Annotated in this window: 16 protein-coding genes; 10 read left to right on the forward strand and 6 right to left on the reverse strand. The window is 70.7% G+C overall.

The window, feature by feature from the left end; translation table 11 throughout:
- Positions 1-123 precede the first annotated feature (123 nt).
- Positions 124-1,359: an aromatic acid exporter family protein gene (locus ACH4YL_RS01165; protein ID WP_398503544.1), complete on the reverse strand. Its 1,236-nt coding sequence runs from the start codon at positions 1,357-1,359 to the stop codon at positions 124-126.
- Between the two features lie 104 nt (positions 1,360-1,463).
- Here ACH4YL_RS01165 and ACH4YL_RS01170 point away from each other — a divergent pair, with 104 nt between their 5' ends.
- From ACH4YL_RS01170 to ACH4YL_RS01180, 3 genes are all read left to right on the forward strand, one after another.
- Positions 1,464-2,468 (forward strand): PHP domain-containing protein, encoded by a 1,005-nt coding sequence (locus ACH4YL_RS01170; RefSeq protein ID WP_398503546.1) that lies wholly within the window; start codon positions 1,464-1,466, stop codon positions 2,466-2,468.
- Positions 2,469-2,609: 141 nt separating this feature from the next.
- Positions 2,610-4,667, forward strand: a complete 2,058-nt coding sequence (locus tag ACH4YL_RS01175) for a phosphocholine-specific phospholipase C (protein ID WP_398503548.1) — start codon at positions 2,610-2,612, stop codon at positions 4,665-4,667.
- Between the two features lie 140 nt (positions 4,668-4,807).
- On the forward strand, positions 4,808-6,166 hold the full coding sequence (locus ACH4YL_RS01180) for an LCP family protein (RefSeq protein WP_398503550.1): 1,359 nt from the start codon (positions 4,808-4,810) through the stop codon (positions 6,164-6,166).
- Here the strand turns inward: ACH4YL_RS01180 and ACH4YL_RS01185 are convergent.
- The 5 genes from ACH4YL_RS01185 to rhaI form a co-directional block, all read right to left on the reverse strand.
- Positions 6,154-6,540 carry a VOC family protein gene (locus ACH4YL_RS01185; protein WP_398503552.1) on the reverse strand — a complete coding sequence of 129 codons (387 nt, stop codon included), beginning with the start codon at positions 6,538-6,540 and terminating at the stop codon, positions 6,154-6,156. The two genes, ACH4YL_RS01180 and ACH4YL_RS01185, sit on opposite strands and share 13 nt — an antisense overlap.
- 159 nt (positions 6,541-6,699) lie before the next feature.
- Positions 6,700-7,800 (reverse strand): diaminopropionate ammonia-lyase, encoded by a 1,101-nt coding sequence (locus tag ACH4YL_RS01190; protein ID WP_398503554.1) that lies wholly within the window; start codon positions 7,798-7,800, stop codon positions 6,700-6,702.
- Positions 7,801-7,838: 38 nt separating this feature from the next.
- On the reverse strand, positions 7,839-9,206 hold the full coding sequence (locus ACH4YL_RS01195) for a rhamnulokinase family protein (protein WP_398504354.1): 1,368 nt from the start codon (positions 9,204-9,206) through the stop codon (positions 7,839-7,841).
- A 70-nt stretch (positions 9,207-9,276) separates the two neighbouring features.
- The gene (locus ACH4YL_RS01200) at positions 9,277-11,316 is read right to left on the reverse strand and encodes a bifunctional aldolase/short-chain dehydrogenase (RefSeq protein WP_398504356.1); all 2,040 of its coding nucleotides are present in this window, start codon (positions 11,314-11,316) and stop codon (positions 9,277-9,279) included.
- Positions 11,317-11,321: 5 nt separating this feature from the next.
- Positions 11,322-12,491 (reverse strand): L-rhamnose isomerase, encoded by a 1,170-nt coding sequence (gene rhaI / locus ACH4YL_RS01205; RefSeq protein WP_398503556.1) that lies wholly within the window; start codon positions 12,489-12,491, stop codon positions 11,322-11,324.
- A 264-nt stretch (positions 12,492-12,755) separates the two neighbouring features.
- On the opposite strand from rhaI, the gene ACH4YL_RS01210 reads away from it, so the two are divergent.
- From ACH4YL_RS01210 to ACH4YL_RS01240, 7 genes are all read left to right on the forward strand, one after another.
- Positions 12,756-14,309 carry a sugar ABC transporter ATP-binding protein gene (locus ACH4YL_RS01210; protein ID WP_398503558.1) on the forward strand — a complete coding sequence of 518 codons (1,554 nt, stop codon included), beginning with the start codon at positions 12,756-12,758 and terminating at the stop codon, positions 14,307-14,309.
- Complete coding sequence (locus tag ACH4YL_RS01215; RefSeq protein WP_398503560.1) at positions 14,306-15,346, forward strand: ABC transporter permease; 1,041 nt, start codon at positions 14,306-14,308, stop codon at positions 15,344-15,346. The genes ACH4YL_RS01210 and ACH4YL_RS01215 overlap by 4 nt, the downstream gene beginning before the upstream one ends.
- Positions 15,343-16,344, forward strand: coding sequence for an ABC transporter permease (locus ACH4YL_RS01220; RefSeq protein ID WP_398503562.1), 1,002 nt, complete (start codon positions 15,343-15,345; stop codon positions 16,342-16,344). The genes ACH4YL_RS01215 and ACH4YL_RS01220 overlap by 4 nt, the downstream gene beginning before the upstream one ends.
- Before the next feature lie 32 nt (positions 16,345-16,376).
- On the forward strand, positions 16,377-17,462 hold the full coding sequence (gene rhaS / locus ACH4YL_RS01225; RefSeq protein ID WP_398503564.1) for a rhamnose ABC transporter substrate-binding protein: 1,086 nt from the start codon (positions 16,377-16,379) through the stop codon (positions 17,460-17,462).
- Positions 17,463-17,526: 64 nt separating this feature from the next.
- Positions 17,527-18,561, forward strand: a complete 1,035-nt coding sequence (locus tag ACH4YL_RS01230; RefSeq protein WP_398503566.1) for a LacI family DNA-binding transcriptional regulator — start codon at positions 17,527-17,529, stop codon at positions 18,559-18,561.
- Between the two features lie 96 nt (positions 18,562-18,657).
- Entirely contained in the window at positions 18,658-21,921 is a 3,264-nt protein-coding gene (locus ACH4YL_RS01235) for a family 78 glycoside hydrolase catalytic domain (protein WP_398503568.1), read from the forward strand.
- Positions 21,922-22,017: 96 nt separating this feature from the next.
- Positions 22,018-23,874 carry a glycoside hydrolase family 76 protein gene (locus tag ACH4YL_RS01240; RefSeq protein ID WP_398503570.1) on the forward strand — a complete coding sequence of 619 codons (1,857 nt, stop codon included), beginning with the start codon at positions 22,018-22,020 and terminating at the stop codon, positions 23,872-23,874.
- Positions 23,875-23,877: the final 3 nt, after the last annotated feature.

Raw genomic sequence — 23,877 nt, forward strand, 5'->3', positions numbered from 1 at the left:
TGCTGTCGAGGTTGTCAGGACGACACCGCGGCCGCCAGTGGGGCCCGTCCGCCGGGCCCTTCCGGACGTACGCAAGCTGCCCGCCCCGTACGGAGGAAAACGTGCATGCGCGTCAGGAAGAAGTCAGCGGGACCCGGCGCGGTCCCGGCGGATGCCGGACAGCCGCTGGTGCAGCACGGTCAGCCTCGGGTGCTTCTCGTGCTGTTCGCGCGTGCTGCGGTCCAGTTCTTCCATCAGGCGGTGCGAGCGGTGGTCCATGTCCAGCTCGGCCAGAATCCGGTCGATCTCCGAGAGGAGCGCACCGTACAGCTGCCACTGGCGCGGCAGCCGCTGGACCTCCCGGAGGAGCAGTTGTGCGGCCCTGTCGCGGCTGGCCGAGGCCGCGGCGAGCTCTCCGGACAGCCGGCGTTCCGCGGCCTCGGCGTTCGCACTCACCTGCGTGGTGACCAGTACGGCGAAGCTCACCAGGGCGTCGGCGACATGGGCCAGCAACTCCTCCAGAGCCACGCCGACCTCTCGTGGGAAGAGGTCCTCGTCGCCCCGCTCCTTGGCGAGGTCGGTCAGCGTCCTGGCCAGTACGCGCAGCACCACCGCGCAGATCTCCAGCGTGTCGAGCCCGGTGCGCAGCACCACGCGGTACAGCAGTCCTTCCTTGACCCGCGGATTGAACCGGAGGCTGTCTTCCGCCTGCCTCAGCGCCGCGTCCACATCGGCGATGTCGTTGTCGAGCCGACGCGCCTCATGGAGCCTCGCGGCGGCCCGCTCGACCGGAGTGTGGCTGCTCAGCTCCTCGCCGAGGCGCAGCATCAGCCGGCGCATCCGCCGGGACAGATCCGCGATGGACTGCCCGGCGGTGTCGATCCAGACCGGCGGCACGAACAGCACATTGAACAGCAGCCCGACCACCGCGCCGATGAGTGTCTCGAGCACCCGGTCCCACGCGGTGTCCGCCACCCGTGTCACGCCGAGTACGAGCATGGCGCTGATGGCGACCTCGGGCACGAACTCGCTGACGCGGACCAGGTGCCCGACGATCAGCGAGGCAAGGATGATCAGGCCGAGGCTCCACCAGCTGAGTCCGACGAGGGCGCTGAACGCGATGGCCAGCACGACGCCCGCGACCACGGAGTTCACCCGGCGGATGCCGGTGGTGAGGGTCTGGTAGAGGGTCACCTGGACGACGAGCAGCGCGGTGAGAGGAGCGGTGAGCGGCGCGGGCTCGCTGCTCAGCTGCAGGGCGACGACATAGGCGATGGTCGCCGCCGCGGTCGACCGCAGCGTCTGGACGACGGCAGGCTCATTGCGCAGCTTGGCGAGCTCGGCCAGCTGCGTCCGGAGCGGCGCACGCGATTCCTCCATGGCTTGGTCCTTCCCGCTCGTGCGGAACAAGCCTCACTGTGGTCCCGCGTGCCGCCGTCTGCCGCAGCGGCGAGAGTGGAAGCAGAAGCGGGAGAGGAGCCGGGATGCACCCTGTCGAGGCGCTGGACCGGGTCGCGTTCCTGCTGGAGCGCTCGCTGGCGGAGCCGTACCGGGTCCGTGCCTTTCGTACCGCTTCCGCCGTGCTTGCCGAGATGTCCGACGCGGAGGTCGCCGAGCGCTCCGCGGCGGGAAAGCTGGAGACCGTCAAGGGCATCGGCCCGAAGACCGCGCAGGTCGTACGGGAAGCACTCGCCGGTGACACACCGCAGTATCTTCAGCGCCTCGAGGACGAGGCGTCCTCGGCCGTGACCGAGGGCGGGACAAGGCTGCGGGCCCTGCTGCGCGGCGACTGCCACATGCATTCGGACTGGTCGGACGGCGGCAGCCCGATCGAGGCCATGGGACGTACGGCGATGGCGCTCGGGCACGAGTGGGCGGCGCTGACCGACCACTCTCCGCGGCTCACGGTCGCGAACGGCCTGACCGCGGAGCGGCTGCGTGAGCAGTTGGAGGTGGTGGCGGAGCTGAACCGGCAGTGGGCGCCGTTTCGGCTGCTGACCGGCATCGAGTGCGACATCCTGCCGGACGGCTCGCTCGACCAGGAGCCGGAACTGCTGGATCAGCTGGACCTCGTGGTGGCCTCGGTCCATTCCGAACTGCGGATGCGGTCGGCGCCGATGACGCGCCGTCTGGTGAAGGCGGTGCAGAACCCGTTGGTCGATGTGCTCGGACACTGCACCGGACGGCGTATCACCGAAAGAAGCCGGCCGGAGTCGGAGTTCGACGCCGAGAAGGTCTTCGCGGCCTGCGCGGCGCACGACACGGCCGTGGAGATCAACTGCAGGCCCGAGCGGCTGGATCCGCCGCTGCGGCTGCTGAGGATCGCGGTGGCCGCCGGGACGTACCTCGCGATCGACACCGATGCGCACGCGCCGGGCCAGCTCGACTGGCAGATCCTCGGCTGCGCGCGGGCGGAGCGCTGCGACGTGCCGGCGGAGCGGGTGATCAACACGTGGCCCGCCGAGCGGTTGCTCGGCTGGGCGGCGTAGCGACGAATGCGGCCCTGCTGTTCGTGGCGCGTACGGGATGCCTTCACGCCACTGACACCACGCCTTCCCTTCCTTTCCCTTCGCTCCTCTTGGACACTCCGCACGCTCCTGTTTCCCTCCGACTCCAAGAGGCCCACCCACATGGCTGAACTCAATCGGCGCCGGTTCCTTCAGATCGCCGGCGCGACCGCGGGATTCGCTGCTCTGTCGAGCAGCATCGACCGCGCCGCCGCCATCCCCGCCAGCCGGCGCTCCGGCACCATCAAGGACGTCGAGCACATCGTCGTACTGATGCAGGAGAACCGTTCTTTCGACCACTACTTCGGCGCACTGAAGGGTGTACGCGGATTCGGCGACCCGCGCCCGGTCTCCACCGGTCCCGGCAAGTCGGTGTGGCACCAGTCGGACGGCACGAAGGAACTGCTGCCCTTCCACCCGGACGCCGACGACCTCGGCATGCAGTTCCTGGAGGGCCTGCCGCACGGCTGGACCGACGGCCAGGCCGCCTACAACGGAGGCAAGTACGACAAGTGGGTCCCCGCGAAGGGCACCACGACCATGGCGTACCTGACCCGTGAGGACATTCCGTTCCACTACGCGCTCGCCGACACCTTCACCGTCTGCGACGCGTACCACTGCTCGTTCATCGGCTCCACCGACCCGAACCGCTACTACATGTGGACGGGTTACACCGGCAACGACGGCACGGGCGGCGGCCCCGTCCTCGGCAACGACGAGCTCGGCTACGGCTGGACGACCTACCCGGAGCGCCTCGAAGCGGCCGGGATCTCCTGGAAGATCTACCAGGACATCGGCGACGGCCTGGACGCGGCCGGCTCCTGGGGCTGGATCGGGGACGCCTACCGCGGCAACTACGGCGACAACTCGCTGCTGTACTTCAACAAGTACCGCAACGCCGTGCCCGGCGACCCGTTCTACGACAAGGCCCGCACCGGCACCGACGTCAAGAACGGCGACGGTTACTTCGACCAGCTGAAGGCGGACGTCAAGGCGGGCAAGCTGCCGCAGATCTCCTACATCGCCGCCCCCGAAGCCTTCTCCGAGCACTCCAACTGGCCCTCCAACTACGGTGCCTGGTACATCGCTCAGGTCCTGGACGCGCTCACCTCCAACCCGGAGGTGTGGGCGAAGACGGCCCTGTTCATCACGTACGACGAGAACGACGGCTTCTTCGACCACGTGGTGCCGCCGCTTCCGCCGCGGTCCGCCGCGCAGGGCAAGTCCACGGTCGACGTCTCCCTCGACCTCTACGCGGGCGACAGCAACCGTCCGGCCGGTCCGTACGGCATGGGGCCGCGCGTGCCGATGCTGGTCGTCTCGCCGTGGAGCAAGGGCGGTTACGTCTGCTCCGAAACGCTCGACCACACCTCGATCGTCCGGTTCATGGAGCGCCGCTTCGGCGTGCACGAGCCGAACATCTCGCCGTGGCGGCGCGCGATCTGCGGCGACCTCACCTCGGCCTTCGACTTCAGCCTCCGCAACACCACGCCGGCCGAGCTCCCGGACACCGACGCCTACGAGCCGCCGGACAACGAGCGCCACCCCGACTACTCCCCGAAGCCGCCCTCCAAGCAGGTCCTGCCCAAGCAGGAGAGGGGCTACAAGCGTGCCCGTCCGCTGCCGTACGCACCGCTGGTCGACGGCAAGGCGACGCCCTCGACCGGACGGTTCACGCTGACCTTCGGCAGCGGCCCTTCGGCGGGCGCGTTCTTCCTGGTCACGGCCGGGAACCGGACGGACGGCCCGTGGACATACACCACGTCGGCCGGCAAGACGCTCTCCGACACCTGGAACACGGCGCACTCCAACAGTCAGTACGACCTCACGGTGCACGGCCCGAACGGCTTCGTCCGCGGCTTCAAGGGCCCCGGCACCGCGGCCGGCCCCGAGGTGACCGCCCGCCATGTGGCGTCCACCGGCCGCGTCCAGCTGACGATGACCAACGCGGGCAGCGCCGACGTGCGTCTCACGCTGACCAATGCGTACGACGGCGGGACGCGGACCTTCACCGTGCGCGCGGGCGGGCGGGTCGTGCACACCGTCGATCTGAGCGGCAGCAAGCGCTGGTACGACCTGAGCGTGGTGTCCGACAAGGACAGCACGTTCCTGCGGCGCTTCGCCGGGCATGCGGAGAACGGCCAGCCGGGTGTGAGCGACCCGGCGATCATCACCGTCTGATCCGCCGCTGATCCGTCGCTGGTCCGCTGTTGATACGACCCTGTCGCACGGGCCGTCCGCCGATCCGGTGGGCGGCCCGTGTGCGCGGGCGATCCTCTGGCGCGCCGGTGCCACTTTCGTACGATCTTCATGATTTCGTCATGGAAAGCACCGATGTGGTGGTCGTTGCCCGAGGAGCCTCCATGCGTCATTTCGCCGTCACAGCAGTACTGGTCACCGCGCTGGCATCCGGCGGCTCCATCTGGCCCCTCGCCCAACCGGCCGCGAAACCCGACCATGAGACCGAGGCGGGCAAGGGCACCAATGTCCTGGTCGTCGGGCTGGACCGCCGCACCGGCATTTCCAAGGCGGACATCAAACGGCTGCACGTCGGCGGCAGGGAATGCAACTGCACCGACGTGATGATGGTGGTGCATCTCGCCGACGACGGCCGGCGGATGAGTGTGGTCTCCGTCCCCCGCGACTCCTACGTGGAATTCGCCGCTCACGATCATCCGAAGCACTCGGGGAAGATCAACGGCGCCTTCAAGCACGGCGGCGGAGATCTGGCCGCTCGGACCGTGGAGAAGGCAACAGGGCTGCGGATCGATCACTACCTGGAGACCGACTTCACGGGATTCGCCGACACGGTGGACCGCCTCGGCGGCGCCAAGGTCTGTACGGACAAGCCACTGCGCGACCTCAGTTCCGGGCTGAAACTCGCCACCGGCACCCGCACGGTGAACGGCAGTCGCACGCTGCGCTATGTCCGCGCCCGCCATGTCTCTCCGCCCGGCGACCTGGGCCGGGTACGCCGCCAGCAGCGGGTGCTGATCGAGATGCTTTCCCGGCTGAAGACCGAAGGAGCCCTCGGCAATCCGGCCACCGCGCTCAACACGGCCCTTGAGCTGAGCAAGTCCGTACGCACCGATCGGCACACGGGTCTCGCCGACCTGATGCGCCTGGGCGTGAAGCTGGGGCGGCTGACGGCGGATCGGACGGAGTTCGCGACGGTCCCCATCTCGGAGTTCGACCACCGCGTGCCCGAGTGGGGCTCCACCCTGCTGTGGGACAAGCAGCGCTCCGACGCCGTGTGGGACGCGCTGCGGGAGGACCGGCCGATCGTCGGCGACTCCCGCATCCGGCCCAGCAAGGACACCCCGGTCGAGATGGATCCGGCCACGATCAGTCTGCGCGTGGACGATGCCGCGGTCGCCGACGCGTTGCGCGCCAACGGATTTGTCGTCGACCGGACCCCGGGCAAAGCGCCACGGCCCAAGGGTCCCACGGTCATCACCTACGACCCGTTCTGGGAGCGCTATGTGTCGACCCTCGCCGCGGCCCTTCCCGGCGCGCGGCTGCGTCCTGTGCCGGGACACGGCCAGGTCTTCGACGTACGGCTCGGGTCGGTGGCCGCCAAGGTCGTGAAGGTCGTCCACGACCGCAGCATGGTGGAGGGCGCGCCGGTGGCGGGCGACCGCCTGCGCTGCGGGCCCGGCAACAAGCCTCAGTCGAGCTGAAGCACGGAGAGCGTGTTCCCGGACGGGTCGGTGAACCAGGCGATCTGCGGGCCTTCGGAGCGGCTGATGCCCTTGTCGTCCAGTTCGAACTCGGTGTACCGCTCGAAGGTGACTCCGCGGCGCACCAGTTCGTCCACGGCCGCGTCGATGTCGGGGACCGGGAAATTGAGCACGGTGAAGGACGCGGGGACATGGTTCGGCTTGGGGTAGACGAGGATCTCGGCCCCGCCCGCCAGTTTCAGATTCAGCAATCCGCCGCCGGGCATGTCGGTGTTCTCGGTGACCTGCAGGCCGAGCGTCTGGCCGTAGAACTCCTTCGCCTGCCGCAGGTCCTTGACCGCGAAGCTGCTGAATGCCTTGCTGCTGCCGAGCATGGTGACTGCCTTCCGTTCCGCCGTCCCGATGAGCGGTTCGAGTATTCAGGCGCCGTCGGCGGGTACGGGTGGCGAACCGGCCGACGGCCCGGGACGGCCACGGCGAATCATTCCGATGGCCCAGGGCCCGGGCCTGTCGCCTGATCCAGACGACAGGCCCTAGAGGCGGTGCGGATTCGCGGCGGGGCCCTCGGTGCTGAGGAGGACCAGCGTCGCGGTCGGCGTGAGCGCGAGGACGGTGCGGCGGGCGGGCCCGCCGTCGCCGGTGAGTGCGGCGCGGACACCGGCGAGGGAGGCGGCGCCGCACGGGCCCGACGCGACACCGAGCGCGGCGAGGTCGCGGGCCGCCGCCGCGCTGTCCTCGTCCGTCACGGCCACCGCCGCGTCCAGTCCGTCGCGCAGGAAGGGCCAGGCGACGCTGGACGGGCTGCCGCAGTTGAGTCCCGCCATGGTGGTGGCGGTGGTCGGCACGGTGACCGGCTTCTGCTGGGTGAGGCTGGTCAGCACGCAGGGCGCGGCCTGCGGCTCCACCGAAAGAAGGGCCGGTCCGGCGGGACGGCTGCGGTAGTGGGTGACGGCGGCCTGGGCCAGCGAGCCGACGCCGACCGGGACGGCGACCAGGTCCGGCAACTCGGTGCCGGCGGCGGCCAGTTGGGCGTCGACCTCGGTGAACAGCGTGGAGTAGCCCTCGACGATCCAGCCCGGGATCTGTTCGTAGCCGGGCCACGCGGTGTCCTGGACGAGCACGGCGTCGGCGGCGTCAGCCGCGTCCGCCGCCTGCCGTACGGCTTCGTCGTAGCTGCCGGCGACGCGTGTGACCGCTGCCCCTTCGTCCGCGATGGCGGCCGCGGCCGCCGGATGCACGCCCTGCGGGACGAAGACATGGGCACGCTGGCCGAGCAGCCGCGCCACCCGCGCGACCGCCCGGCCGTGGTTGCCGTCCGTCGCGGTGACCAGCCGCAGCCGGGCGCCGGCCGGGCGCCGGGCAAGGACGCGGTGGACGGCCCATGACGCGCCGAGCGCCTTGAACGCGGGCAGCCCGAGCCGGGAGGACTCGTCCTTCACGAACACCCGTCCGACGCCGAGCTCCGCGGCGAGCGCGGGGAGTTCGGTGAGCGGAGTGGGCGCGTAGTCGGACAGCGAGGCGTGGAAGTCCTGGACCCCGGCCGGAGCCGGGTCGCAGGTCCAGGTCCGGGCGGCGGGACGCGCGTACCACGGCGGGCGGGGCGCGGACGGGCTGAGGGCAGGAGTCGGGGACACGGGAACACCGTGCCTGGCCACCCCGGCCTTGGTCCAGTTCAGGGCTCGTACGTCCGGAGCTGCTGAGTCGCCCGGAGCAGGGCGCGCAGTTCGGCGCGCCCACCCGTCACGACGCCCGCCGCACGCGCCTGCACCAGCACATTGCCGAAGGCCGCAGCCTCCGCGGGACCTGCGACGACCGGCAGGCCGGTGGCCTCGGCCGTGAGGCGGCACAGCAGCCGATTGTGCGCGCCGCCGCCGACGATGTGCACGGTGGAGACCGTCCGTCCCGACAGCCGCTGCACGTCTTCGACCGCCTTGCGGTGTGCCAGCGCGAGCGAGTCCAGTACGCAGCGGACGGTCTCGGCCTCCGTCCGCGGCGCGGGCAGGCCGCTGCGCACGCACGCGTCGGCGATGCGACGCGGCATGTCGTCGGGCGCGATGAATTCCGGATCGCCCGCGTCGACGACCGAGCGCCGCGGCCGCACCGACTCCGCCTCGTCGAGCAGCGCCGCGAGATCGCGCGGTCTGCCGTCCGCCTCCCAGCTGCGCAGGCACTCCTGGAGCAGCCACAGGCCCATGATGTTGCGCAGATAGCGGACCGTGCCGTCGATGCCCAGTTCATTGGTGAAGTTGGCGCGGCGGCTCGCCTCCGAGAGCACCGGCGCGGGCAGTTCCACTCCCGCGAGCGACCAGGTGCCGGTGGCCACGTACGCGAAGTTCTCGTCCTCGGCCGGTACGCCGACGACGGCCGACGCGGTGTCGTGGGAGCAGACGACGGTCACTGGGACCGGCCCGGTCAGCCCGGTCTCGGCCAGTACCTCCGGACGAAGTGTGCCCGCGTGGTCGCCGGGACTGCGCAGCGGCGGGAAGAGGGAGAGGTCGATGCCCAGTGGCCCGGCGACGACCGGTGACCAGTCCCGGGTACGGGGATCGATCAGCTGGGTCGTGGACGCGTTGGTGATCTCGGTCCCGGCCCGGCCGGTGAGCCAGTAGCTGATGAGGTCGGGGATCATCAACAGCTGTTGAGCGGCGGCGAGTTGCGGACCTGTGCGCTCCGCGACGAGCTGGTAGACCGTGTTGAACGGCAGATACTGCAGCCCGGTCGCCGCATACAGCTCCTCCGGCGGGATCACGGCGGCGACCTTGTCCGCCGTTCCCCGGGTCCGCTCGTCGCGGTAGTGCACGGGGTTGCCGAGGAGTTCGTCCGCGGAGTCGAGGAGTCCGTAATCGACGGCCCAGCCGTCGATGCCGACGCCGGCGAGCCGCCCGCCCGTCGCGGCGGCCGCGGCGCGCAGACCGTCGAGTACGCCCCGGTAGAGCGCGAGGATGTCCCAGTGCAGGGTGGAGCCGGTCCTGACCGGGCGGTTGGGAAACCGGTGGACCTCGGTCAGCTCCAGTACGCCGGGTCCCACCCGGCCCAGCATCACGCGCCCGCTGGACGCGCCGAGGTCGACGGCGGCGAAACAGAGCGGCTCGGCGGCAGACACATACACCTCAGCGCAGGAAGGCGGCCGCGACACCCGCGTCCACCGGGATGTGCAGGCCGGTCGTGTGCGAGAGATCGCCGCCGGTCAGCGCGTAGACCGCGTTCGCGACATGCTCCGGCAGCACTTCGCGCTTGAGCAGTGTGCGCCGGGCGTAGAACTCGCCGAGCCTGTCCTCCTCGACGCCGTACACGGCGGCCCGCTGTGCGCCCCAGCCGCCGGCGAAGATGCCCGAGCCGCGCACCACGCCGTCCGGGTTCACTCCGTTGACCCGGATGCCGTGTTCGCCCAGCTCTGCGGCCAGCAGCCGGACTTGATGCGCCTGGTTCGCCTTGGTCGCGCCGTAGGCGACATTGTTCGGCCCTGCGAAGACACCGTTCTTCGACACGATGTAGACGATGTCGCCGCCCAGTCCCTGTGCCGTCATGGTGCGTGCCGCCTCGCGCGAGACCAGGAAGGAGCCGCGCGCCATGATGTCGTGCTGGAGGTCCCAGTCCGCGGCCGAGGTCTCCAGCAGAGGCTTGGAGATGGAGATCCCGGCGTTGTTCACCACCAGGTCCACTCCGCCGAAGGCGAGATGGGCGGCGGCGAACGCGTCCGCGATCTGCCGTTCGCTGGTGACGTCGACGGTCACGGCGAACGCCCGGTCGGGCCCGCCGAGTTCGTCGGCGACGCGCCCGGCGCTCTCCGCCGAGCGGTCGGCGACCACGACGCACGCGCCTTCGGCGGCCAGCCGCTGCGCGACGGCCCGGCCGATGCCGGAGCCCGCGCCGGTGACCAGCGCGACCCTGGCGGCGAGGGCCCTGGGCTTCGGCATCCGCCGGAGTTTGGCCTCCTCGAGTTCCCAGTACTCGATACGGAACTTCTCGGACTCCTCGATCGGCGTGTAGGACGAGACGGCCTCGGCGCCGCGCATCACCTCGATCGCGTTGAGATAGAACTCGCCCGCGACCCGCGCGGTCTGCTTGTCCTTGCCGAAGGAGAACATGCCCACGCCCGGGATCAGCACGATCGCGGGGTCGGCGCCTCGCATCGGCGGCGTGCGCTCGTCGGCGTGGCGCTCGTAGTACGCCCGGTACTCGGCCCGGTAGGCGGTGTGCAGTTCGGTCAGCCGGGCCACCGTCTCGTCGTGTCCGGCGCCGGCCGGCAGGTCGAGGACCAGGGGCCGCACCTTCGTACGGAGGAAGTGGTCGGGACACGAGGTGCCGAGGGCCGCGAGGCGCGGATGCTCCGCCCGGGACAGGAAGTCCAGCACCTGCTCCGAGTCGGTGAAGTGGCCCACCTGCAACCGGTCCTGGGAGGCGAGGCCTCGGACCACCGGTGCGAGCGCGGCGGCGCGCGCCCGTCGTTCGGCCTCGGGCAGTGGCGCGTACCCCTCGATGGCGGGACCGAAGGGCTCCGGCCTGCCGCGGTCGGCGAGGAACGCCTCGGCGGTGCGGATCATGTCCAGCGAGTTGCGCTCGCACTCCTCGGAGGTGTCTCCCCAGGCGGTGATGCCATGGCCGCCGAGCACACAGCCGATCGCCTCGGGGTGCGCATCCTTCACCGCGGCGATGTCCAGGCCGAGTTGGAAGCCGGGCCGCCGCCACGGCACCCACAGCACACGGTCGCCGAAGCACTCCTTCGTCAGCGCTTCGCCGTCGGCCGCGCAGGCCAGCGCGATCCCGGAGTCCGGGTGGAGATGGTCGACATGCGCGGCGTCGACGAGGCCGTGCATGGCGGTGTCGATGGACGGCGCGGCGCCGCCCTTGCCGTGCAGGCAGTGGTCGAAGGCGGCGACCATCTCGTCCTCGCGCTCGACGCCCGGGTAGACGGCGGTCAGCGCGCGCAGCCGGTCGAGTCTGAGCACGGCCAGGCCTTCGGCCGTGAGCGTGCCGAGGTCACCACCGGAGCCCTTGACCCACAGCAGCTCGGTCTCGCCGCCGGTGACCGGATCGGCGGCGACGGCCTTGGCGGAGGTGTTGCCGCCGGCGTAGTTGGTGTTGCGCGGATCGGCTCCGAGCCGGTGGGAGCGCGCCAGCAGCGCTTCGGCCGACGGGTGTTCGGGCACGGTCATCACGCTCCCCATCCGGCCTGGGTGCCGCCCACGCGCTCGTCGACGATCTTCTGGGCCCAGCCCGAGCGGTGGTAGGCGCCGACCGGGTCCGGATCGATGCCGAGTTCCTCGCGCACGTCGGCGAGCAGCGGCCGGACGTCGGTGCTGTACGCGTCCATCAGCGCCGCGTTGGCACTCAGCACATCGCCGTCGCGCTGCGCCGCTTCCAGTGCCGCGTGGTCCACGAGCAGCGCCTTGGCCGTGGCCTCCTGGACGTTCATCACGGAGCGGATGATCGCCGGGATCTTCGCCTCGATGTTGTGGCACTGGTCGAGCATGAAGGCGATGTCGGGAGTGAGGCCGCCGCCGCGGATCACCTCGTACATGATCCGGAAGAGCTGGAACGGGTCGGCCGCGCCGACCATCAGGTCGTCGTCGGCGTAGAAGCGGGAGTTGAAGTCGAAGCCGCCCAGCTTCCGTTCGCGCAGCAGCACGGCGACGATGAACTCGATGTTGGTGCCGGGTGCGTGGTGGCCGGTGTCCACGACGACCTGGGCCTTCTCGCCCAGCTTCAGACAGTGTGCGTAGGCCGTGCCCCAGTCCGGCACGTCGGTGGTGTAGAAGGCGGGCTCGAAGAGCTTGTACTCCAGCAGCATCCGCCGGCCGTCGCCGAGCCGTTCGTACACCGCCGCGAGCGCCTCGGCCAGCCGGTCCTGGCGAGCACGGATGTCGTCCTGGCCCGGGTAGTTGGTGCCGTCCGAGAACCACAGCTTGAGGTCGCGCGAGCCGGTGGCCTCCATGATCTCGGCGCACTCCAGCAGATGGTCCAGCGCCTTGCGGCGGACCGCGGCGTCGGGATGGCACACGCTGCCGAGCTTGTAGTCGTCGTCCTGGAACACATTGGCGTTGATCGCGCCGATCCGCAGGCCCTGCTCCTCGGCGTACCGCGCCAGGGCCGCGTAGTCGTCGACGCGGTCCCAGGGGATGTGCAGGGCGACCGTCGGGGCGACGCCGGTGTGGCGGTGGACCTGGGCCGCGTCGTCCAGCTTCTCCCGCGGTGTGCGCGGGACGCCGGACTGGGCGAAGACCTTGAAGCGGGTGCCGGAGTTGGCGTATGCCCAGGAAGCCGTCTCGACTCTCTGGGCCTTGAGTTGGGCCTTGACGGCCCGGAGGTCGGTTCGGATCGGCATGGTCAGCACTCCCGTACGACAGGCCCGTTCACAGAGCGGCCGTGAATCGATTCATCCCAAAAAAGCTAGAGAGCGTGGCAGGCACCGTCAAGGGGTCAAGCGACAGGATTCCGCTGGGTATTGCACTTATCGGCCGGGCTGCAAACAAGGCCGTGCAGCCCCATTGACTCCGCGCGGTCGACGCCTCTAGCTTCCGGTGGAAAGTTCGGTTGAAACCTTTCATGGCATCCGGGGATGCTGGCCCACAAATGGTGAGGAGCCCCCATGAACCAGCCCGATCCGGGCTCCGACCCCGTGCTCGCACTGAGGGACGTCGCCAAGTCCTTCGGCGCCGCACGGGCCCTGCACGACGTCTCGCTGAGCCTCCTCCCCCACGAGGTGCATGCCCTCGCCGGGGAGAACGGGGCGGGCAAGTCGACGCTCATCAAGATCCTCGCCGGGGTGCACCGACCCGACGCCGGCACCGTACTGCTCGACGGCGTTCCGGTGGACTTCCGTGGTCCGGCCGACGCCCGCGACGCCGGAATCGCCGTCATCTACCAGGAGCCCACGCTCTTTCCCGACCTGTCCGTCGCCGAGAACATCTTCATGGGCCGCCAGCCGCTGGGGGCACTGCGCCGCATCGACCGCCGCGCCGTCCACGAGGCGACCGCCGCGCTGATGAAACGGCTCGGCGTGGCACTCGCCCCGGACCGCCCCGCCCGCGGGCTGTCCATCGCCGACCAGCAGATCGTCGAGATCGCCAAGGCCCTCTCGTTCGACGCCCGCGTCCTGATCATGGACGAACCCACCGCCGCGCTCACCACCGGTGAGACCGCCCGCCTCTTCGCCGTCGTCGAAGCGCTGCGAGCGGAAGGCACCGCCATCCTCTTCGTCTCGCACCGGCTTGAGGAGATCTTCCAGATCTGCCGCCGCGTCACCGTGCTGCGGGACGGCCGGCACATCGCCACCGAGCCCCTCGACACGCTGACCGAGGCCGATCTCGTACGGCGCATGGTCGGCCGCGATCTCGGCGAGCTCTATCCCAAGCAGCCGAGCGCGCCCGGTGAGACGGCGCTGTCCGTGCACCGGCTCACCCGCGAAGGGGTCTTCCGCGATGTCTCCTTCGACGTACGGCGCGGCGAGATCGTGGCGCTCGCCGGTCTGGTCGGCGCGGGGCGCAGCGAGGTCGTCCAGGCGGTCTTCGGCGTGGACCGGGCCGATGCCGGCGAAGTACGGGTCGCCGGACAGAAGCTGCCCGGCGGTTCGCCGACGGCCGCGATGGACGCCGGGCTCGCGCTCGTGCCCGAGGACCGCAGACAGCGCGGTCTGGTGATGCGGATGTCCATCGAGCGCAATATCGCGCTCACCGGACTCGGCCGCCTCGGCAGGGCCGGACTGGTGCGGCGGACGCTGGAGCAGGGCCGCGCCGCCGACTGGGCGGTGCGTCTTCAGCTCAAGTACAACAAGCTGTCCGACTCGGTCGGCGTGCTCTCCGGCGGCAACCAGCAGAAGGTCGTGCTCGCCAAGTGGCTGGCCACGCAACCGGCCGTGCTCATCGTCGACGAGCCGACCCGCGGCATCGACGTCGGCACCAAGGCCGAGGTCCACCGGCTGCTCTCCTCGCTCGCCGCCGACGGGCTCGCCGTGCTGATGGTCTCCTCCGATCTGCCCGAAGTGCTCGGCATGGCCGACCGGATCCTCGTCATGCGCGAAGGCAGGCTCGTCGGCGAGCTCGCCCGGGACGAGGCCACCGAGGAGACGGTCATGGCCGCGGCGACCGGGCTGCGCACCTCCCTGACGGCCGATCCCGCGGACAACGAGAAGAGCCCCGCATGACCACCGCCCTCGACACACCGCCCGCGCCCGCGGCGCAGTCCGGCCGGCCGGGCGGCCGCTCGTTCGCCGAGTCCGTCCTCAAGGCCCGTGAACTCAGCATCGGCGGCGCGCTCGTCCTGCTGATCGCCGGCACCTGGCTCGCCAACCCGGCCTTCCTCGACGACCAGGGCGTCAAGGACCTCCTGCTCAACTCCTCGATCCTGGTGCTGCTCGCCGTCGGCCAGTCCGTCGTGGTCATCACCCGCAACATCGATCTCTCCGTCGGCTCGGTCGTCGGACTCGCCGCCTTCGCCTGCGGCCGCTTCGTGTCCGGCACGGACCACAGCGCGTTCACCGTGGTCCTGCTCGGCATCGCGCTCGGCGTGGTCTGCGGTCTGGTGAGCGGGGCGCTGGTCAGCTTCGGCCGTGTCCCGGCCCTCGTGGTGACGCTCGGCATGCTGTACGTGATCCAGGGCGTGGACCACGCCTGGGCGCACGGCGAGCAGATCAACGCCGCCGACATCCCCGACTCCGTCCTCTCGCTCGGCAGCGGCTCGGTGCTCGGCATCCCGTATCTGCCGCTGATCTCCGCCGCGTTGCTCGCCGGCACGGCGTACTTCCTGCGCACCTACCGCGGCGGACGCGAGCTGTACGCCATCGGGTCCAGCCCCGAGGCGGCGCGGCTGGCCGGCATCCCGATCCGCCGCCGGGTGCTGGCGGCCTACGCCTTCTCCGGGGCCGTCGCCGGATTCGCCGGCGCCCTGTGGCTCGCCCGCTTCGGCACGGTCGTCGCGGACGCGGCGAACGGCTGGGAACTCACCGTCGTCAGCGCGGTCGTGGTCGGCGGCGTCGCCATCACCGGCGGCACCGGCACGGTCTGGGGCGCGGCGCTCGGCGCGCTGCTCCTCACCACCATCGGCAGCGCCCTGGTCGTGCTGAAGGTGGACGCCTTCTGGCAGCAGGCGATCACCGGTGTGCTGCTGCTTCTGGCCATCACCACAGACCGCATCGTGCAGGTGCGCAGCACCAGTGCCCTGAGGAAGAGGAACCGGCGATGAGCAGCCCTGTCACCTCCTTCGCCAAGTACCTCCGCTGGGACACGGCCGTGGGCATTCTGCTCGTCGCCGTCTTCCTCGCCGGCGCGGGCACCACCGACGGTTTCGCCGAGACCGCCAACCTCTCGGCCGCGCTGGACGACACCGCCGAGATCGCGCTGATCGCGCTGCCGATGACGCTGCTGGTCGTCGCGGGCCAGGTCGATCTGTCGGTCGCCTCGATGCTCGGTCTGTCCAGCGCACTTGCCGGTTCACTGTGGGACGCGGGCTGGGCCTTCGAACTGATCGTCCCCGTCTGCCTGTTGGCGGGCGCGCTGGGCGGACTGCTCAACGGCTGGCTCGTCACCAGGATCGGGCTGCCTTCGCTCGCCGTGACCATCGGCACGCTCACGCTCTACCGCGGCCTGGCCTCCGTCGTCCTCGGGGACAAGGCGGTGGCCGACTTCCCGGAGACGTACGCGCAGTGGGCCAGGTACACGCAGACGGTCCCGGGCACCTTCGTGCCTTACCCCGTGGCGCTGTTCGGCGTGCTCGCCATCGTCGCCGCCGTCGTCCTGCACTGCACCGGCTTCGGCCGCTCGCTGTTCGCCATCGGCGCTCAGGAGGAGGCCGCGCACTTCGCCGGGATCCGCGTCAAGCGGATCAAGCTGGCGCTGTTCGTGGTCTCCGGCCTGATCGCCTCCTTCGCCGGCATCGTCTACACGCTGCGCTACGGAAGCGCCCGCGCGGACAACGGAGTCGGCCTCGAACTCGTCGTCATCGCCTCGGTCCTGCTCGGCGGCGCCGACTTCGACGGCGGCAAGGGCACGCTCGGCGGCACGGTCGCCGGTGTGCTGCTCATCGGCCTGCTGGGCAACCTCCTCACCCTCAACGATGTGTCCAACGAGATCCAGGTGATCGTCACCGGACTGCTGCTCGTCGCGTCCGTCCTCACTCCGAGGGTCATCGCCGCGCTCGGCGAACGCCGCCACCGGCGCGCAGCCGGCAGCCCGGCGAACTGACCTCCGTCCCCAAGCTCCCGAAAGGCACCGCCATGCACCTCCACTCCACCGCGCGCGGCAGCATCGTCCCGGCCGCGGCCGCCGTCTGCGCCCTCGCCGTCGCGCTCACCGGCTGCTCGGGCACCACCAAGGAGTCCGCCAAGGACAGCACCGCCCAGAACACCGCCGGCGCCAAGGCCGATCCCGACGCCCCGATCAAGAAGGGCCTGAAGATCGCCTTTCTGCCGAAGCAGATCAACAACCCCTACTTCACGATCCTGGACGACTCCGGGATCGCGGCGGCCAAGGAGCTCGGCGCCACGGCCAAGGAGGTCGGCTCGTCCGACGCCAAGGCGTCCTCGCAGGTCTCGTACATCAACACGCTCGTCCAGCAGCGTCAGGACGCGATCCTGATCGCCGCCAACGACCCGAACGCGGTCTGCGGCCCGCTGAAGACGGCCCGGCAGCAGAAGATCAAGATCGTCACCTACGACTCCGACACCGCCAAGGAGTGCCGCGACCTCTTCATCAACCAGGCCAGCTCGGAGCAGATCGGCCGCGCCCAGATCCAGAACATCGCCAAGCAGCTCGGCAACAAGGGCGAGATCGCGGTCCTGTCGGCGACCCAGAACGCGACCAACCAGAACACCTGGATCGAGTTCATGAAGGACGAGCTGAAGAAGCCCGAGTACAAGGACATGAAGCTGGTGAAGGTCGCGTACGGGGACGACGACGACCAGAAGTCCTTCCAGGAGACGCAGGGGCTGCTCAAGGCGTATCCGAATCTGAAGGGCATCATCTCGCCGACCACCGTCGGCATCGCCGCGGCCGCCCGCTACATCAGCGACTCGTCGTACAAGGGCAAGGTCGTCCTGAACGGGCTCGGCACGCCCAACCAGATGCGTGCGTACGTCAAGAACGGCACCGTCGAGCAGTTCGCGCTCTGGGACCCGAAGAAGCTCGGCCGGCTCGGCGCGCACGCGGCGGCGGCGCTCGCGTCCGGCCGGATCACCGGTGCCGAGGGCGAGAAGTTCACGGCGGGCGACCTCGGCGAGTACACGATCGGCAAGGACGGAGAGGTCATCCTCGGCCCGCCGGCGGTCTTCGACAAGGACAACATCGACGACTTCGACTTCTGATGGCCGTAGGCACGGCCGACGGTAGGGTTCCGACGAGGTTGGAGCGGGTGGAGGTGGTGGCCTGATGGCGCAGTCGGTGGGTATCAAGGATGTCGCCCGGGAGGCCGGAGTCTCCGTGGGCACGGTCTCGAATGTCATCAACCGCCCGCAGTCGGTGGCCGAGGCGACCCGGCTGCGCGTCCTGTCCACGATCGACCGGCTCGGTTATGTGCGCAGCGAGTCCGCGCGGCAGCTGAGGGCCGGCCACAGCCGGATCATCGCCGTCCTCGTCCTCGACATGGCCAACCCCTTCTTCGTCGACGTCGCGTCCGGCGCCGAGCGGGTGGCCCGCGAGGCCGGTCTCGGCGTGATGCTCTGCAACAGCGCGCAGAGCAGCGAGGAGGAGGCCGAGTATCTGGGCCTGTTCAGCGAACAGCGGGTGCGCGGCGTGCTGGTGACACCGGCCGATCCGACCGGAAGCAATCTGGAGAGCTTCCGGCGCCAGGACATTCCCTTTGTGTTCGTGGACCGGGTGGTGCCCTCCGCCGAGGCCTGTTCGGTGTCGGTCGACGATGTGGCCGGCGGCGCGCTCGCCGGCCGCCATCTGGTGGACCAGGGCCATGAGCAGATCGTGTACGTCACCGGGCCGCTGCATCTCGCGCAGTGCCAGGACCGGCGTACGGGACTGCTGCGGGTGCTCGGCGATGCGGGGCTGCCCGAGGACCGGCTGCGGGTGCTGGAGGAGAAGCGGCTCGACGTGGCGTCGGGCCGGGACGCCGGGGCCCGGCTGCTCGGCATGTCGCCGCGGCCCACCGCGGTGTTCTGCGCCAACGACCTGCTGGCGCTCGGCGTTCTCCAGGCGCTGTTCGCGGCGGGCGTGAGCGTTCCGGGCGAGATCGCGCTCGTCGGGTACGACGACATCGAGTTCGCGTCGGCGGCCGCGGTGCCGCTGACCTCCGTACGGCAGCCGGCCGCCCGGATGGGACGGCTCGCGGCCGAGCTGCTGATCGAGGAGACCGGGGAGGACGCCGCGGACCATCGGCATCAGCGGATCGTCCTCCAGCCCGAACTGGTCGTCCGGGGCTCCTCCTTGACGAGGTCCACGCGTCGGGGCCACTGAGCCCGGTCGCCGACTCCCGCTCTTCTTGCATCCTGCCGAGCGCGCAGTGAATCGTTCCACCATCTTCCGCACTCCACCTCACAGAGAGCGACGATCATGAGCAGAAGCTGGAACCGCCGGGTCTTCCTGCGCGCCGCCGTGTCGACAGCGGCCGCCGGCGCAGCATCGGCGTACGTCAGCGGCAACGCCTTCGCGGACAGCGCTCGACAGCGCGCCCCCAGAGCCGGCCGACTGCGCGTCGAGCGGACGACCGTCGAGTACGCGCCGAACCTCCTCGGCACCGACTCGGCCGCTCCGCAGCTGAGTTGGGAGCTTGCCGCAGAGGGCCGGGGCGCGCGGCAGAGCGCGTACCAGGTGCGGGTGGCGACCGATCCGCGCGAGCTCGGTCGCCGCCCGCGCTGGGACTCCGGCCGCGTCGTCTCCGACCGTACGGTCAACGTCCCTTATGCGGGCCCGAAGTTGACCGACCGCACCCGCTACCACTGGCAGGTCCGGGTCTGGGACGAGCTCGGCAGTGCGTCGCCGTGGAGTGCGGTGCGGTGGTGGGAGACTGCGCTGCCCGCCGACGGCTGGCGGGCCCGCTGGATCGGCGCGGACGCACCGCCCGCGCCGCCCGGCTTCGACGGCACGTCCTGGATCTGGTCGCCCGGCGCCACCACGTCAGGCGCTCCGGTAGGGCCGCGGTGGTTCCGGGCCGCGCTCGAACTGCCCGCCGGAGCCGATGTCACCCGGGCGACGGTCACGGCCACCGCCGACGACGACTTCACACTCCACCTCGGCGGGCAGCAGGTGCTGCACCAGCCGGAGCAGACGGACAGCTGGCGCGTCGGGCACTCGGCCGATGTCACCGCGCAGGTGCGGTCGGCGGGCCGGCGGATCGTGCTGGCGGCCGTCGCCACCAACCGTGGCAACGATGTCAATCCGGCCGGTCTGCTGCTCCGGCTCGACGTGGAGACCAGCGCGGGCAGCCACCAGCTCGTCACCGGCGAGGGCTGGCGGGTCAGCGAAACCGAACGGGACGGCTGGCAGCGCCCCGACCACGACGACTCGGCCTGGGCCGCGGCCACGGTCCTCGCGCCGTACGGCCAGGGACCCTGGGGCCGCGGCGTCGGCCTCGGCCTCCCGGAGCTGCCCGCGCCGCTGCTGCGCCGGGAGTTCACCGTCACCAAGCCGGTGGCCCGCGCCCGGCTCTATGTGTCCGGACTCGCCTACTACGACGCGGAGATCAACGGCCGGCGCGTCGGCCGCCAGGTCCTCGACCCGGGCTTCACCGACTACGACGAGACCGTTCTGTACGCCGTTCACGATGTCACCGAACGGCTTGACAATGGTGTCAACGCCATCGGCGTCACCCTCGGCCGCGGCTTCTTCGGCATGACGACCCCGAACGTCTGGAACTGGCACACTCCCCCGTGGCACGGCGAGCCAAGGCTCCTCGCCCAGCTGGAGATCGACCACCCGGACGGGACCAGGACCACCGTCACCACCGGCCCGGACTGGCGGATCACCGACGGCCCCACCCTCGCCAACTCGCTCTATGCGGGCGAGACGTACGACGCGCGACGTGCGCCACGCGGCTGGACCAGGCCGGGCTTCGACGACAGCGGCTGGCGCGCCGCCCCGGTGCAGAGCGCGCCGAAGGGCACGGTCCGCGCCCAGCCGCACGACCCCATCGAGATCGTCGAGACCGTCCGTCCCACGGGCATCAGCGAGCTGAGTCCCGGGGTGTATGTCGTCGACATGGGCCGCACGCTGGCCGGCTGGACCCGGCTGACCGTCACCGCGGACGCCGGGACCACCGTGCGCCTGGTGCACGGCGAGAAGCTCAAGGACGACGGCAGCGTGCATGCCGAGACCGGCCATGTGCCGGGCCGCTTCCAGACCGACGAGTACGTGTGCGCGGGCGGCGGCGAGGAGATCTGGGAGCCCAAGTTCTCGTACAAGGGCTTCCGTTACGTCCAGATCAGCGGGCTGCCGCAGCGTCCCGTCCCGCAGCAGGTACTCGGCCGGGTCGTGCACACCAGGGTCGACGAGGTCAGCGAGTTCCGCTGCTCCGAGCCGTTCTACGAGCGGCTCGACCGGGCCATGCGCCGTACGGTGCTCAACAATCTGCACGGCATCCCCACCGACACGCCGATGTACGAGAAGAACGGCTGGACCGGCGATGCTCAGCTCGGCGCGCCGGTGATGACCTACGCCTTCGGGGTCCACCGCTTCCTGTCGAAGTGGCTCGGAGACCTCGCGGACAGCCAGCTCGCCGACGGCCATCTCCCGGTCATCGTCCCGAGCGGCGGCTGGGGCTACAACGAACTGGGCCCCTCTCCCGAGTGGACGACCGTCTATCCCTTCGTGATCCGCGAGATGTACCGCGCGTACGGCGACGAACGGGCCGCCCGGGAGCACTGGCCCACGCTCACGCGCTATCTCGACTGGGAGATCGGCCGGCTGCGCGACGGGCTCGCGGTGACCGCGCTCGGCGACTTCCTGCCGCCGGGCTACGGCGGCAACCCGCCCGAGGACACCCGTCTGACCGCTACCGCCTATCTGCACCGGGCGCTGCTGCACACCGCCGAGATGGGCGAGATCCTCGGCGAGAAGCCGACCGCCGACCGCTACCGCGCCACCGCCGGAGCGCTGCGGTCCGCCTTCAACGCGGCCTTCCTGGACCCCGCTTCCGGTCACTACCGCACGTCCAAGGACCCCGGCTACCGGCAGACCAGCAATGCGATACCGCTCGCCTTCGGGCTCGTCCCCGAGTCCGCCCGGGCAAGTGTCACCAAGAGCCTCGTCGACGACATCGCCGCGCGCGGCAACCACCTCAACACCGGCGCGCTGGGCACCAGTGTGCTGCTGCGGGCGCTCACCGCCGAGGGACATCCGGAGGTGGCTCACGCCATCGCCACCCAGCGGACGTATCCGAGCTGGGGCTACTGGTTCGACCAGGGCGCCGACACCATGTGGGAGATGTGGCAGCTCGACTCACGATCGCGCGACCACTACTTCCATGGCACGGTCGTGCAGTGGCTGTACGAGAACGTGGCCGGCCTGCGGCCCGGTGACGCGGGCTACCGCACTTTCACGGTCCGTCCCGACGCCCGTACGGGAGTCGACTGGGCGCGCACCTCGATCCGTACGGTCCGGGGACCGGCCTCGGTGGACTGGGCGCGTGAGGGACGCGGGCTGCGGCTCACGGTCCAGGTCCCGGTGGGCGCGCAGGCCGAGGTGCATGTGCCCGCGGCCCGGCAGTCCGACACGACCGCGCCTGCCGGGGCCGCGTATGTACGGACCGAGCGGGGCCATGTCGTCCACCGCGTGGCGCACGGCAGTTGGCTGTTCCGGACCAAGGAGGCGACCGGCTGAGCGGCGCCGCCGCCGACACCCGCCGTTGACAGGTATTCGTCAACGACGCTTCACTGCCCAGCAGGCCATGTGGCCCCCGGCTCAGGGGAGTTGCTCATGAAGCCCAGAAATCCACGGTTGGCACGGTTGCTGAGACTGCTCGTGTCCGCCGCCGTGGCAGCCACCGCGCTGGTCCCGCTGTCGGCGTCGCCGGCCGTCGCCGACCCGGTGGTGTGCGTCCTGTCCTGCGACACCCGGGACCCGTCGCTGGCCCAGCAGGAGAGCTTCCCGGTACCGGCCAGGCAGATCAACGGCCGGCGGCTGGAACTGCATGTGTCCGATCCGGACGACATGGCCTGGGCCAGCATCGACGAGGGTGTCACCGGGGACTCCGTCTGGCTGGACCGGTCCTGGGACGGCGGTGTGAGCTGGGAGCCGCTGCTGGGCCGGGCGAGCATCCCGGGCACCTGGACCGGCACCAGAACGCTGATGTACAACATCACCGATCCACGCGGCCATCGGCGTGGCTGGATCCGTGCCTGCGGGGACGCGGGCGCCGTCGGCTGCACCGACTGGGTGTACTCCACGGTGTGCGACGTGCTGTGCGACGGCGCCGATCCGGGGCAGGCGGCCGGGGACGCCGAGCCGGTGCCGCCGGCCACGCTCTTCGGCCGCACCATCCGGCTGCACATGGACCAGAAGAACTCCATGGCCTGGGGCAGCATCGAGAACGGCGGCCCCGGCGACGAGATCTGGCTGGACCGGTCCTGGGACGGCGGCACGAGCTGGCCCGGCGGCTCGTCGCTCGGCCGGGCCGCCGTGCCCGGCGGCGCCGGCTCGACGCGTACACCGATGTTCGCCACCCGCGACCCGCGCGGCCTGATGTACGGCGGCGCGGTCCGCGCCTGCGGCCGGGAAGCGGCTCACCAGGAGGGAAGCTGCACCGCCTGGGCCCGGCCCGCGCCGTCCCGGCCGCTCGCGGCGGCGGACGCGCTGATGTGGTCCTACGACCCGTACGACGGCTGGTGGCGGAGCAGCTGGTGGAACTCCGCGGTCACCCTCACCACGCTGATCGACACCGCCCGGCGCACGGGCAGTCATGCGTACGACTGGATCATCGCGCGCACCTTCGACCGGAACCGCGGCGTCTTCGCCGCCGGCGAGCGCGGCACGGATCCGATCGAGGGGCACTTCATCAGCCGGGCGGTCGACGACGCCGCGTGGTGGGGCGTGGCCTGGCTGACGGCCTACGACTACACGGGCGACCGGCGCTATCTCGACGAGGCGGTCACGATCGCCGAGTACGTCCACGGGCACTGGGACACCGGCAGCTGCGGCGGCGGGGTGTGGTGGGACCGCGAGCACACCTACAAGAACGCCGTGACCAGCGGCCTCCATCTCTATCTGACTGCCTCGCTGCATCAGCGCATCGCCGGTGACTCCCTGTGGGGGCAGCGGGCGACGACGGCCGGACAGTGGTATCTGTCCAGTGGCTTGATCAACCAGGCCGGTCTGGTCAACGACGGGCTGACCGCGGACTGCCGCAACAACGGGCAGACGGTGTGGAGTTACAACCAGGGCCTGGCCATCGGCGGCCTGCTCAAGATCTGGGAGAACACCGGGGACGCCGGGTTCCTGGACACGGCACGCCGGCTGGCGGACGCCGCCGTCGCGGGGCCGCAGCTGACGCGGGACGGGGTGCTCACCGAGTCCTGCGATGTGGGCCAGGGCGTCTGCGACGACAACCAGAAGCAGTTCAAGGGCATCTTCATGCGGCACTTCGGCGCCCTGACGCGGGCAACCGGATCGGCCGCGTACCGGCAGTTCGTGCAGCGGCAGTCGGATTCGGTGTGGTCCGCCGACCGGGACCCGCTCAACCGGCTCGGCCAGCGCTGGGCCGGCACGCTCCCGAACCCGGCTGACTGGCGCACCCAGGCCGGCGCGCTCGGCGCCATCACCGCGGCCCAGGACTAGAGC

Origin of the sequence: Streptomyces sp. NPDC020681, assembly GCF_044334895.1 — a bacterium.
In the GTDB taxonomy this organism is placed as follows: Bacteria; Actinomycetota; Actinomycetes; order Streptomycetales; family Streptomycetaceae; genus Streptomyces.